Origin of the sequence: Flavobacterium sp. XN-5 (genome assembly GCF_008033395.2) — a bacterium.
GTDB lineage: Bacteria > Bacteroidota > Bacteroidia > Flavobacteriales > Flavobacteriaceae > Flavobacterium > Flavobacterium hiemivividum.
This window is the reverse complement of the sequence record NZ_VOGZ02000005.1, coordinates 1-13326: the sequence shown is the minus strand read 5'-3', so window position 1 is coordinate 13326 and position 13326 is coordinate 1. Positions and strand designations below refer to the sequence as shown.

At 37.8% G+C, this 13326-nt stretch carries 9 protein-coding genes; 4 read left to right on the top strand and 5 right to left on the bottom strand.

The window, feature by feature from the left end; all coding sequences use genetic code 11:
• Nucleotides 1-168: 168 nt before the first annotated feature.
• Together FQU23_RS09915 and FQU23_RS09910 are read left to right on the top strand one after the other, a co-directional pair.
• Nucleotides 169-1680 (top strand): MauE/DoxX family redox-associated membrane protein, encoded by a 1512-nt coding sequence (locus FQU23_RS09915; RefSeq protein WP_147673671.1) that lies wholly within the window; start codon nt 169-171, stop codon nt 1678-1680.
• A gap of 100 nt (nt 1681-1780) precedes the next feature.
• Complete coding sequence (locus FQU23_RS09910) at nt 1781-2056, top strand: DUF6520 family protein (protein WP_147673670.1); 276 nt, start codon at nt 1781-1783, stop codon at nt 2054-2056.
• Between the two features lie 103 nt (nt 2057-2159).
• On the opposite strand, the gene FQU23_RS09905 is transcribed toward FQU23_RS09910, so the two are convergent.
• The 3 genes from FQU23_RS09905 to FQU23_RS09895 form a co-directional block, all read right to left on the bottom strand.
• Nucleotides 2160-4739, bottom strand: a complete 2580-nt coding sequence (locus FQU23_RS09905; RefSeq protein WP_165425755.1) for an alpha/beta hydrolase family protein — start codon at nt 4737-4739, stop codon at nt 2160-2162.
• Between the two features lie 65 nt (nt 4740-4804).
• Nucleotides 4805-6232 (bottom strand): RagB/SusD family nutrient uptake outer membrane protein, encoded by a 1428-nt coding sequence (locus FQU23_RS09900; protein ID WP_245181103.1) that lies wholly within the window; start codon nt 6230-6232, stop codon nt 4805-4807.
• 16 nt (nt 6233-6248) lie between these two features.
• The gene (locus FQU23_RS09895; RefSeq protein ID WP_147673668.1) at nt 6249-9281 is read right to left on the bottom strand and encodes a SusC/RagA family TonB-linked outer membrane protein; all 3033 of its coding nucleotides are present in this window, start codon (nt 9279-9281) and stop codon (nt 6249-6251) included.
• Nucleotides 9282-10774: 1493 nt separating this feature from the next.
• Between FQU23_RS09895 and FQU23_RS09890 the strand changes: the two genes are divergently transcribed.
• A complete protein-coding gene (locus tag FQU23_RS09890) occupies nt 10775-11197 on the top strand; it encodes a helix-turn-helix domain-containing protein (RefSeq protein ID WP_147673667.1) in 423 nt (140 codons plus the stop codon).
• 77 nt (nt 11198-11274) lie between these two features.
• Here the strand turns inward: FQU23_RS09890 and FQU23_RS16240 are convergent, their stop codons facing one another.
• Entirely contained in the window at nt 11275-12144 is an 870-nt protein-coding gene (locus FQU23_RS16240; protein WP_317165201.1) for an IS3 family transposase, read from the bottom strand.
• Nucleotides 12099-12617, bottom strand: coding sequence for a transposase (locus tag FQU23_RS16360; protein ID WP_317165197.1), 519 nt, complete (start codon nt 12615-12617; stop codon nt 12099-12101). Before FQU23_RS16360 ends, FQU23_RS16240 begins: the two co-directional genes overlap by 46 nt.
• Nucleotides 12618-12927: 310 nt before the next feature.
• Here FQU23_RS16360 and FQU23_RS09880 point away from each other — a divergent pair, with 310 nt between their 5' ends.
• Nucleotides 12928-13305: a hypothetical protein gene (locus FQU23_RS09880; RefSeq protein WP_147673666.1), complete on the top strand. Its 378-nt coding sequence runs from the start codon at nt 12928-12930 to the stop codon at nt 13303-13305.
• Nucleotides 13306-13326 lie beyond the last annotated feature (21 nt).

Below are 13326 nucleotides of genomic sequence, written 5' to 3'. Positions count from 1 at the left end.
GATTTTCAAACCATGTTTCCAAGAAAACGGCTGTAATTTTGGTACGTCTTTAAGAATGATTGTTTTAAATAATCGGAAAGACTTTGAATCTTTTAAATCCTTATCCATAGAAACTTCAAAGTTGTGAACATTTAGAATTCATTCGGTTTAACCCTATAAAGAACAGATATGAAAGTAAGTACTGCAATAAAGAAGGGAATCTTAGAGGTAATTTGTCTGTTGTACATACTACTATTTGTTTATGCTGCAGTGAGTAAAATATTGGATTTTGAGAACTTTCAAGTGCAACTGGGACAGTCACCATTACTAAGTGCTTTTGCAGGGTCGGTTTCTTGGGGTGTTCCAACTGTGGAACTACTCATAGCCTTATTACTGCTTATTCCGAGATTTCGTTTTATAGGATTGTTAGCTGCCTTTAGTCTGATGGTTATGTTCACGACTTATATTATTGTCATTTTAAATTTTAGTTCTTTTGTTCCATGCTCTTGTGGTGGGATTTTGGAGAAGATGGGGTGGACGGAGCATCTTATATTTAATATTGTTTTTGTGGTGTTGGCACTAATAGGCATTCTGCAGTTAACATCTACCAAATTAACCGACAATACAAGAAAACGCAACAGCATTTTTATTACAGTTCCAACTTTATTGGTTACTAGTATTGCCGTTGTAGTTTTACTTTTTGTATTATCAGAAGATATTATTCATCATCGCAACAATTTCACCAGACGCTTTCCTCATTATCCCGCAACTGAAATACGACAACATGATCTTAAATACAATTCTTACTATTTTGCAGGAACCAATCCTGGAAAAATATATCTGGGTAATTATACAACACCATTCCAAATTACAGTGGCGGACACTCTTTTAAAAACAATTAACAAGCATAATATTCAGCTTGATCGAGTCGATTTTTCTTTTCATAGTGCCGAAGTACGTGTGCTTGATTCCTCTTTCTACTTATTTGATGGAACCGTTCCCTGTATTTATAGAGGGAAAACAGCAAATTGGAAAGCAAAATTACAAGCACCTATAGCGATTAGATATACTCTGGCAGAGCCAGTAGATACTAACACAGTTGTTTTCCGTGCTTTTGGACCTAAAACTGGAGAAAATATCTTAGGACTATTTAAACTTGCAACAGAAAATACTACAGATTTTAAACCGAAACTTTTGGAAAAACAGATTGATGGGATCTTTGATACAGATGGTGTGCTTAAATATGACAAAGTAAAGCGTAGTGTCGTCTACATATACAAGTACAGGAATCAGTTTATTACAACAGACCAAAGTCTTTCAGTTGTTAGTCGAGGTAAAACTATTGATACGTTTAGCAAGGCAAAAATTCAAGTAAAATACCTGCCTGCTTCCAAAGAACTAAAAATGTCTACCCCTCCTTTTGTAGTTAATAAATCAATTGCTGTTCACAATAATCTGCTGTATGTGGCGTCTGCATTACCTGGGAAATATGAAGCAATAGAACTATGGGACACGGCAACTATAATAGATGTTTATGACCTTTCAAATAATAGTTATCTTTTTAGTTTTCCTATATACAATGTAAAGAAAGAAACAATGAAAAGCTTTATCGTTCAAGGCAATCTACTGTTCGCTATCGTAGGCACACATTTGGTACTTTACAAGTTGAACACCCTCTTTAAAAGCAATCCCAAAAAATAATGACAGGAGTTCTATCTGTCTAAAATTATACTGCGCAGTATCAGGGATACGATCGAAAACCTGTTAACAGAGTAGATCATCAATTTTTAATTCTATAATTATGAAAACAGAAATTTCAAAAATGATTTTGCCTATGGCAGTCATTGCAGTTGCCGTAGCTGGCGCATTCAGTTCAAATGCTATGAATAAAAATTCAAAAGTATTTGCTGCAAAACAAGGATACACACATACCAGTCCTTCATCGGCTTGTAATATTTCTAACATGTGTTCTGATATTGGTACAGACTTTTGCACTATAGGAGTGGAAGAGGTAAGATTGTGGGGTAAAACTAATCCAGAGGCTACAACTTGTAATGTTCCACTTTACAAGCAATAGGTAAAAGCGATCAGTTCTAATCTTAGGAAATACCCGATGGCAATGCGGTTTCTTTTAAATAGAAACCGCATTGCTTTTTTTAGAAATTAACATCGGTTTATTTTCAATTAATTGGCGACTTTATATCGGCTAGCCCCTTCTTCTTTAAATAAGAATCAAACCACCTTTCAATCTGTTGCGTTAAATGCTGTTGATTCATCCGCTGTGATAATGCATGCCCTTCATTTGGATAGAGTAACATCGTGCATGGCTTTTGCAGTCTCCTTAACGCCATGTAAAAATGCACAGTTTGTAAGTAATGTATTTGTGGATCGGTATCTCCTGACCAAGACAAAAGAGGCGTAGTCACATTTGCAGCATCTAGCACGGGTGAATTATCAAAATAGCCCTGTTTGTTTTGAAATAAGGACGTGCCCATTCGGAACTGTTGTAGTTCAAAACGAAAGTAATTTGCTTTGCCTGTTGCACCGTTAATATGCAAATAAAAACTAGTGAAATCAGATATGCCAGCCCCTGATACAGCCCCTGCAAATCTATTACTATGCGAAATGATGAAATTAGTCTCGTATCCACCAAAAGAATGACCGATAAGGCCTATATGCTCAGGTGAAATAGACGCTTTCAAAAGCGCTGCATCGGTGGCTGCCAAAACGCAATCCAGTGCCGATTGTCCGGGCTGACCTTCTTGGTAAACGATATCTGGATACAATACGAAATAGCCCTGAGCCGTTAAATTACGTACATTAAATCCTACTGTATTATGTAGAGAAGGATTTACATACCAGTGTAATTCTTTCGACTGTTTCTCGTAAATATGGACTACCATTGGATATTTTTTTTGCGGATCATAACCTGCAGGATAAAACAGTACCCCTTGCAAAGGGATGCCTGAACTGTTAGTATAGGCAATATTTCTCGCGGTACTCCACAAATATTTTTGTTGTTGGCTATTGCTTTGATGAACAAGAGTAGGTCGTATCTGAGTACTTGATTTAAAAATCAGAGCAGGCGAGTGCTCAAAGGTTTCTTCGCGATAGACATAGGCGTTTCCTTTTTTGGAACTCATCAAATAACTAATTTTCTTTTCTTCGAATACGATTGATTGTAAACCGGTATTACGCTGCCACAGAGAGTAACCACTGGATCTATAATCGGTACTATGAACCTGTAAAAAGAGTTTTTCGTCCAAATTGAAACAGGCGCTGGTCAAACCGCTGTAATTGTAAGCACTGCGTTGTGCTTGCTCTTGCAGCGCTATTCTATAAACATGATTGTTTTCCTTTCCACTAGTTAAACGCTTGGCTCTACTACCATCGGGAGTAATTTCCCAAAGATCAAATTGGTCATAAATCAGCAATGATTCGTCGTTTGCACTCCAGCCTACAAGTCCAAAAGGTTCAGCATCTTCTTGTACAACATAGGGCTGCTCTGAAAATACAGACCTGTTTTGGGTAACGTTACTATGCTTGGCTTGGGCAATATTGTATACCCACCAGTTTCCATCTTTAAAATAACTAAAATAGCCACCACCAGGGGAGGCAAGGATAGGATAATCTAAACTGGGATGCTTTTTCAGGAAAAGTTGCTTTTTACCTGTATCCAGATTAAGTAACCACGAAGTTACATCACCATTGTCTTTGAATTGGGGATGGTAGGCTCCATCATCAAATAAAAGGGCTATTTTTTTATTACCATTTAGCATCATCGTCGATAGTGTAGTATCGGTTATTTGTACATAGCGATTGCTTTTTGGCCACCATAGTCCGTAAAAAACGGTGTTTCCCATTTGCTTTCTTTCGGGATACAACAAACGATCGGTAGTTTTCCAAACCATAGCAGTATCCGTCGCCGTTGCCGTTGGATCGTTTTTACAGATTTTCATAAATACTCTTTCTCCATCATCCGATAAAACCAGTGGAGCTAAATCAGTGGACAATTGCATTGCTTTAGGAAATGCTGCACGGTTGGAATCAAAAAACACCAACTTCTTTTGGGCGATAGTATAGTGATAAAGAGTTGGTTTTAAAGGATTAGCTAAAGAAGTGCTATAAAAACTCAAAGCTTTACCGCTTTTACTCCACGCTATTTTTTCAAAGTTTTCATCTAGGCTGTGTGCCATTTTTAATTGTGGGAATTGTTCCTGCATAAATACTAATTCCGCAACAGATCCTTTCTCACTTTTTGTGATAATGCCCAGCATAGTCTGGTCGGTACTCCAAGCGTAAGAAAGTACGCTATCGAAGCTTTTAAGTACTTGTCCATTATTTTTACAAATCACTATCTTTTGCTGTTTTTCGTCACGAATGCTAAGAATAAGATATTGATTATCAGTAGTGAAAAGGAAGTCCGTAACATTGTCAAATGTAGTTAGTTGACTCGTTTTTAAATCGACTAGTTGCAGAGTATTTGGAGCAGGAAAATAGGCGAAAAAATCATCTTTGCTAAATTTTCCATTTTTTCCCTTCGGAAAAACATGGGTATTTAAATTGTGGGTATTGCGCACAAATAAGGTGTCTTGATGCGATTCATAATTTACGCTGTAGCTCACCCATTGGCCTTTATCTGAAAGTTGTTGTGACACCAGTTTTCCCCACAAGTGGTAATCAGCAGCAGTCAATGGCTTTTTTTCATTGGTCTGTCCTATGGAGAGGTTGGAAACCAAAAACAATAATAATGCAATCATTCGATAGCAATGCCGGTAAATGATCATCGAGGTATATCTTTTTTTATTTATCATAATATGTTTTATTAGTAGCCTGTGTTTTGGGGGGCAAGGTTGGGGTTCAGCAGTATTTCGGTTTCTGGAATAGGAAGCAATGCATCGGTCGAGTTCCAACCAATTTTACTTCCCAGCACTTCACTGAGTTTTTCATATCGTTTTAAATCAAAAAAACGATGTCCGTGTTCGCTGAATAATTCTATGCGTCGCTCTTTTAAAATAGCATCTAAAATCTGCTGTTGTGAAGTAGCCAGGGTCGAATCGAGTCCCGCTCTATTTCGAATCACATTCAAATCTTCTTTCGCACCAATAAGGTCTCCAGCCCGTGCTCGTGTTTCGGCTCGAATGAGGTACTGTTCTTCAATTCGAAAAATCACGGAATACTCCGTGGAGACAGCAGTACTATTATTTTCTTTATATTTATTAGCATGATACCAGGTTGTTGTTCCATCAGTTACTGCCTTGGTCCAGTAATTTTTGCGCTGGTCCATTGGCTCAAAATCGGCCATAAGTACATCACTTAAAGCCGTAAAATGAGGTGGTCCTGCAGTAAATATAAATAGGCCTCCCTCTTGCGTGCTATTACCATAGTAGGCAGGTGAAAATTGCCATATTGTGCTGCGACTGCTATTCAAAAAAACAGCATTAAGATCGTCTGCTATGGCATAATCCGCGGTATTGTTAAGGACAGCAGAAGCGGCATTGGATGCCTCTGACCATAATCCGGCATACAAGTAGGTTCTTGCCAGTAAAGCCTGAGCTGCGTAGCGATTGGGTCTGACCCGTTCTCCACTTGTGTCTTCTTGAGGAAGCAACGGAACAGCACGATTTAAGTCAGCAATTATCGATTCGTATACATCGGTCACAGCCATGCGACTGACAACTCTATTTTGCCTATAATCTGTTGAGGTGATATAGGGAATATTTCCATATAAATTGACCAAATAGAAATGAACTAGAGCCCGTACAAAAAGGGCTTCTCCAGTCAGCCGTTGGCCTATTTCATTTGGTAAGTCACTGGAGACAGCAACGCCTTCTAGTATCGCATTAGTAGTATAGATAACATGGTAACTGTTAGTCCATAATCCGGCAACAGCATCGTTGGATGCCAACAGACTGTTGGTGTAAAATCCAAAGGTTGAATTTTCAGTATCGCCATAAAAAGTGAGCTCGTCTGCATAATGCCCCAACTGATTGGACAGTCCAAGGGGGGATCCAGTTAATAGTGTAGAACTACGCAATTGCGCATAAATAGCGACCATAGCTGCGTTAGCAGTAGCGGAGCTTTCGAATAGATCACCAGCGGCAAGCTGTGAAGATGGTAGTTCAGTTTCTACAAAATTTTCACAAGCCATAAGTGACAAGAATAAGGCTATAGAAAATGTTAATGTAAGAGAACGCATCTGTTTTTTAGGTACCCTAATTAAAAAACTTCCTTTAGTAAATAGATTTTTCATTTCAGTGGATTTAAGGTTAAAAAATGAATTCGATGCCAGTAGTAATTATTTTCAAAGGAGGCAATACTCCTCTTGTTTTAAACTCAGGGTCAGCTCCTCGATAGGAAGTCAGGGTAAGTACGTTTTGTGCCTGAATATTGAGTTTACACTCGACACCTTTTAACCAGCTAGGGGGAAGCTGATAACTCAAGGCCACATTCTTCAATCGAATGTAAGAAGCATCTGTAATCGTTGCATCACTATCCCTATATTTAGTATAAGCACTGGCAACTGCAGCATTAGCTCCCGTGCTGTATTGCTGAAAAGGACCTATATCACCTGGATTTTGCCATCGAGCTAGTACATCAGTAGTCTGGTTGTTTCGACTTCCTGGCAAGCCAAGAGTTGAAGCCGAATTGTAATTCAGTTGTTTGACAAACTGGAATAGAAAATCGAGTTGTATCCCTTTATAGTGTAACTGGTTTTGCAACCCTCCATAAAACTCAGGATTCAAGTCTATTAGATACTGCTTATCGTCTTTTGCCGATAGTTGTCCATCCCCATTAAAATCTTCAAACTGATACAGTCCTGTTGCTGGGTCAAGTCCCGTAAAATGATATACTTTTACGATGTTTAAAGGCGATCCAATGATGTACTTGTTGGCGTAGGTGGAGCTATCTAAATCGGGAAATCGCAACAGTTTATTATTCAAAACACTGATGTTGAAATTTGTACTCCATCCAAAATTCTTCTTTTGAAAATTTACGGTTCGCAAGGTCAATTCGACCCCGTCATTCTGCACACTAGCATCAAGATTAGCTTGTATGCTGTTAAATCCTGTTGTACCAGGCAAGGGAATCCCTACTAACTGGCTTGATGAGGTATTGCGAAACCATCCAGCGGTCATGAAAATACGGTCGTTAAATAAACCGAGTTCTGTTGCTATCTCAAATTTCTTATTGCTTTCCCATCCAAAATCAGGATTAAAAAGGCGAGTAGGTTCTAGTCCAACAATTCCTTGGTAAGGATTTCCTGAGGAGCTGTAGGTATCTAAAAACTGGTAATCCCCAATTTGGTCATTTCCTGTTGTGCCATAACTGGCACGTAGTTTTCCAAAACTTAAAAAAGAAGTACTACCGTTGTCAAAAAAGGATTTCGAAAAAAGCCAGGCTGCACCAACGGCACCAAAATTGGCAAACTTATTACCTGGTCCAAAACGACTTGAACCATCCCTTCTACCCGTAACATTCACAAAATACTGGTCCTGCCAACTAAAATTGACTCGTCCAAAAAAAGCTTGGTATTTGTATTCAGTCGTACCGCTACTCATGATACTAACAGTGGAGGCTGATGCCAAATCATAAATTAAACTGTTGCTGGTAAATCCTTCGCCCGCCAAAACAAGCTGTTGACCAGTTAGCTGGTTAAAAGTACTTCCCACCAATACTGCGATCTTCCCTCTACCAATAGTGGTATGCCAATTGAGTTGGGGCTCCACAATCCAAGATTGACGGGAAGTCGTATTAGTAAAAATCGACGAAAACACACTGTCCAGCCCGTAAGCAGGATCATAAATGGTCGATGGAAAAGTACTACTCTCTGTATGCTTGAGGTCAGTAAAACCAAAACTAGATTTTAGTTCCAAATGGTAAGGCAAGGCATAGGATAAAATGGAATTGGCCACAAAATCATAGGTTTTGCTCAGCGATTTACCTTTTAGATTACTCAAAGGGTTTTCCCAAGTGCTATTTTCCCAGTTTAGCTGCCCTTCAGTATCATATAGTGCTGGGGCATTTGGCGCTAGTTTTCTCGAAATAGTGGTAAGATCGGTAGAGGGCTGATTATTGTCTTGTACGGTATATCCAGACGAAAAAGTAATTCCAAACTTTTTATCAGTGGCTAGATGGTTGAGATTGATACGGACATTTCCTTTTTTATATCCAAAATCACCAGGAAAAACAGTGGTTTCCTTCCCATAATTTCCATTGATGATAAACTGAGTTTGCTCATCACCACCTGAAACGGATGTTTGTAGGTTCGTGATCGTCGAACTCCCTCCTGTGAGCTCTTTTTGCCAATTGGTATTGCGGGTTTGATCCCAAGTACCATTGACTTCATAAGCAGAAGCGGGATACTTCGTATAGCCATCATTTGCATACGCTTCCTTACGCATTTGTACGTATTGATCTGTATTCATTAAATCCATAAAACGGGTTACTTTCCCAAAACCATGCGAGTAATGGGCTGTATAGGAGGTTTTGCCCGCCTTTCCCTTTTTAGTGGTAATGAGTACTACTCCATTGGCGCCGCGCGAGCCATATATGGCGGTGGCATCGGCATCTTTGAGCACTTCTATGCTTTCAATATCCCCGGGATTCAAGTTATTCAACGGACTTGTTAAAGTGGGCATAATCGTAGCTGAGGCGTTAAATCCAACAGGATCGCTGGCATAGGGGACACCATTAATAATATATAGCGGTCGGTTTCCATCCGGTCTAAGACTATTTTGTCCCCGTATCTGAATATCGAACCCACCACCAGCCACTCCTGTGGTTTGTGTAATGCTAACTCCTGCCATCCTGCCCTGCATGGCAGCAAGTACATTGGTTACCGGTTGCTTCTCAATATCCTTTGCCGTGATTTTTGCAATACTTCCCGTGCGTTCGCTTTCTTTTACGGAATAGTAGCCTGCGTTGACACGCACTTCTTGCAGTTGGGTAGCATCCTCTTGTAAGTGCACGCTGACTACAGTGCGTCCCGCTACAGGAATATTTAAGGTGGTATAGCCTACAAAGGAAAAAACAAGAATATCAGTAGGAGAGGCGGAAATTGCATACTGACCATTGTAATCAGATATTGAAGTTGTAGAGTTTCCCTTAACGGTAACAGTAACTCCAGGTAAGGGGCCGCTACCATCAGTGATTGTACCACTAATTTTAAGTGTTGGTTGTTGAAAACTTGAAAAGAGTAGGTGGTTCTTGGCTACAGCAGAGGAGGAGAACAGGCAAATTCCTAAAATTAAGGAATATACCGTTGTCCTTATCCCCTTGATTAATGAATTATTTTTCATAATATTGGTTTAGTTAAATGAAATGTGAGTTTTGTTTGCGAGGGTTCTCTATACTAGTTTGCAGACGGGTTAGAGGGCCTTTTTTTATGAGTCTTAAAGTCATCAAGTTGAATGTCTTAAAGTCTTGATGTAAGGTTTTTTATTTTGTCATAGTTGATCTTTTGTTAGTGGTTAGGAATTAAACATTAATTTATTTTTATCTATAAGCAGTTGAATTTTAATTGTTATTTGTTCTTTTTTGCATCGCCCAAAAAAGAACCAAAAAACGCTAGCCTGACTATTTTTATCCTGAAAATCTTCGTATTTATTTCCCTATCGCGACCCCAGCCGCTCGTGCTACGCACTCGACTCGGGGGTCACTCCCTTCGGCCAAGGCTTAAATCCATTCTTCGATTTTCTGGGATAAAAATAGAAGGGCGGTTTTTGAATACTAGTTCGTGCTTCTAAATTTTTCAACCATAAATCCAATTGAATATTAGCGTTATTAGTGCGAGCATTAATGCGGTTAGTATTTGTTTGTAATATTTCATGTTATTTAGTAGGTTATGGGTTATCGGTTATCAGTGATCTGTAATCAGTTGTCGGTTTTCTGTTATCAGTTATGGGTTATCGGTTGTCGGTTATGGGTTATGTATAGGTTGTCAGTCCAGATAGTTATCACGATGGGTTTTGGTTGTTCGTCCATCGTATTTCGTCCATCATCTATCTTACTTCTATACTCTATATTCTCACATCTCATCGTCATCCTGAGCTGAGCCAGTCCTAATCTTTTGTCGAAGAGTCGAAGGACACATCTAACATCTCACGACTCACATCTCACTATAAAAAAACATCCTGCACCATTAATAAATTCAAATTAAATTAATGAGACCTTTTGTTCAAAGAGGCTGGCGGTGCAGGTGTTTCTTAGTTTAGTAGTAACCCTTTATTTCATCATAGGCATTTTATAGTTAATGGTTAATAGTTTAAAGTTGGCATAGGTATTGCACACCAGTTTAGAAAATGCGGTTTTCCTGACTGGGATTGTTGTGGTTTAGTGACATAAACCACTGTTAACGCTGGGCGTTGGCTGTTTTAGGTGTGTAGCTGTAGTTTACTCATAGGCATGCGGGTTTTAGCGGGTTAAACTGCTGCGAGACTATAAAAAAAGGAAGCGTTGCTAAGAATGGAAGTTGAGTTTTGCCTAATTAATGGCCAAAAAAAATGGCATGGAACTCAGCTTACTGCACTAGAGGTATTGGCCATACCTTACCACAAATAAGTGAGCCCACGCCATGGGACGTGAGCATCATACTTATCATCTCGTGGTAATTTGAAAAGGCCAATTTTCTAGTACGAGATTCAAAGCGAATGCTTCAAATATTTTTACATGAAGAAACGCAAAATTACAATTCATTACTTAATTTTAAACAAATATATAAAATATTATCACATATCCATAGGCATGTGATAATAAATTTTAAAATTCCTTCATTGCCAACTAATTTATAATCATGATTGTAGAAATAGTAACAGCAGAAATCGATTTTCAAATCAAGGAAAATATTAGGTATGCAAGAATAAAAGCAGGCATTGATCAAGTTACGCTTGCTCAAAGAATAGGTGTGTCAGAAGGTTATATTGGAGGTATTGAAAATCCAAAAGATTCTGCTAAAGCGAATATAAGGTTACTTTCTAGAATTGCAGTAGCATTGGGACTTGATTCTTATAGTGAAATAATGCCAAAAGAAATAATAGAAAATGATATAGTCAGATTAAGACTTGATTTATTTAATATTAATACTAGAAGTCAGGTTGTAGATGCTAATGGAAATGTACCTGAAAGATTAAAAGTACTCTCTAAAGTTAAACTTTCGGAAAAGGAATATCAATTTTTTAAGGATAGAAAGCAAGCATATTGCACTATAATAGAATAATTATACAAGTTTTTACTGATAACATATAATTTAAAAAAGATACCTATGGACTTACCCCCAAAAGTTGGACGGTTAAATTAATTAAGATTTTCTGAATGAGCTCGGTATTGTACTGGGCTCATTCCTTTTAAGTTAAGTCTGATTCTATCATTGTTATAGTATTTTATATAGTCTATAATATCTTTATTTAATTCTGCTATGGAATTATACTTTTTAAGATAAAACATCTCAGATTTTAATGTTCCAAAGAAGTTTTCTATAATTGCATTATCCAAGCAGTTTCCTTTCCTGGACATACTTGCGCTGATATTTTTTCTTTTGAGCATAAATTGGTATGCCTTCATTTGATATTGCCAACCCTGATCTGAGTGTAGTATCAATGTTTTACCGTTTTTATTTCGCTTACACTTTTTAAGCATATCTATAACCTGCTTAATATTTGGGTTTTCCGAAGTTGTATAGCTGACAATCTCTCCATTAAATAAATCAATCACAGGAGACAGGTAAAGTTTCTTGTCTTTAACCCTGAACTCCGTTATGTCAGTAGCCCATTTCTCATTAGGCCCGGACGCTTTGAAGTTTCTCTGAAGTAAGTTTGGTGCTATCTTGCCTAGTGCCCCTTTGTAAGAAACATATTTCTTGCCTCTAATCAGACTTTTTAGCCCTTGCTCTTGCATAAGTTTATAAACAGTTTTGTGATTGATCACATATCCTCTTTTCTTAACTTCCAACAATATTCTTCTATATCCGAAGCGACCTTTGTGCTGATGGTATATAAGCTTGATTTCTTTCTTAACAGACGTATACTTATCTCCATTACCCAATTTTTTTATATGGTAATAGAAAGTACTTCTGGCCATCCCGGCATGTTTGAGTAGTCTAGCTAATCCATGCTGATGCCTTAGTTCCTGGATGATCTCCGCTTTTCTTCTTTCTCTTTTTCTGATTGAACTAAGGCATGAAGCTTTTTTAAATAGGCATTCTCTGCTTTTAAGTCGGTCAACTCTTCCAATAGTTGTTCCTCACGTGTTAACGGCTTTTTAGGTTTTTTAGGCATAGTTTTACGTTTTCCTCTTCTTTCTAATGCTAAACCTGATGGGCCTTCACTGTCATAAATCGCTATCCACTTCATTAAGGTACCAATACTTGGGATTTTGAAGTGTATGCAGGTTTCAGATAAAGATAAGTATTTATTTCTCATCTCTTCAATAGCTTTTAGCTTAAAATCAGCAGAATAGCTATTTTTAATAGGCTTAAGTCCTTCAAGGCCATACCTACGGTAAAAAGAAACCCACCGCCTAACCATACCGTGTTGTAAGGAAAACTCATATGCTATTGACTTACAGCCAGATTTTCCATTAATAACTCTCTCAACAACTGACTTCTTAAAGTCAATGTCATACTTGATTTTTCTACTCATAAAAATGCCCCCAATAAGTGTCTAACTTTTTGGGGGCAGTCTACTAGGTATCTTTTTTAATGGCCTATAATCAGGTATTATTAGCGGTGAGACTACTGAAATGTAAACCCATGTAAGCACGAAAGGCCTGCAGTGAATTAAAAGCTCAGTTGATAATTTGTAATAAAATATTTATATATTTGATTAATAATACGCTACTTTATAGCGCCAATCTACCCAATTTTGGGTGTATATGCGATAGTTTATAGCGAGTATATACAAGTTACCAGCCATATTAGCGCACCGAACTAAAAAAACAAACATCTCAATTATGAAAAAAAATATCCTATTACTTCCTTTTATTTGTTTCTTATTTATTTGTTGCAACACGATTACCGGACCATTCGAAGATATAAATTTTGGTAATATTTCTAAAAAAACCTTTTTGAATGAAATGGTTGGTAATGGAACATTTCAAGTTTATAAAGAAGATAAGGAAAAAATTAATGACACAACTTCTATTGGTTTTATTCTAAAAAAGGATGACAAAGAATTCCCTATGAGAGTTCATCTTAACGAAGAATTTTACAAAGGAAACGAATTTAATTTTGGTTCTTTGAGAAGAATGGAATTTAGAATTGGGGAAAACACAACAGAATACGGAAGAATATATGTATCCGCCCGAGCAAGCACATATTTCATGGGCTGATGTAAGGTAGTAGTTTTGTCC

Excerpts from the sequence above, each read along its gene's own strand:
- FQU23_RS09915 (WP_147673671.1), top strand. The coding sequence starts at position 169 with ATGAAAGTAAGTACTGCAATAAAGAAGGGAATCTTAGAGGTAATTTGT.
- FQU23_RS09910 (WP_147673670.1), top strand. The coding sequence starts at position 1,781 with ATGAAAACAGAAATTTCAAAAATGATTTTGCCTATGGCAGTCATTGCA.
- FQU23_RS09905 (WP_165425755.1), bottom strand. The coding sequence starts at position 4,739 with ATGATTGCATTATTATTGTTTTTGGTTTCCAACCTCTCCATAGGACAG.
- FQU23_RS09900 (WP_245181103.1), bottom strand. The coding sequence starts at position 6,232 with ATGAAAAATCTATTTACTAAAGGAAGTTTTTTAATTAGGGTACCTAAA.
- FQU23_RS09895 (WP_147673668.1), bottom strand. The coding sequence starts at position 9,281 with ATGAAAAATAATTCATTAATCAAGGGGATAAGGACAACGGTATATTCC.
- FQU23_RS09890 (WP_147673667.1), top strand. The coding sequence starts at position 10,775 with ATGATTGTAGAAATAGTAACAGCAGAAATCGATTTTCAAATCAAGGAA.
- FQU23_RS16360 (WP_317165197.1), bottom strand. The coding sequence starts at position 12,617 with ATGAGTAGAAAAATCAAGTATGACATTGACTTTAAGAAGTCAGTTGTT.
- FQU23_RS09880 (WP_147673666.1), top strand. The coding sequence starts at position 12,928 with ATGAAAAAAAATATCCTATTACTTCCTTTTATTTGTTTCTTATTTATT.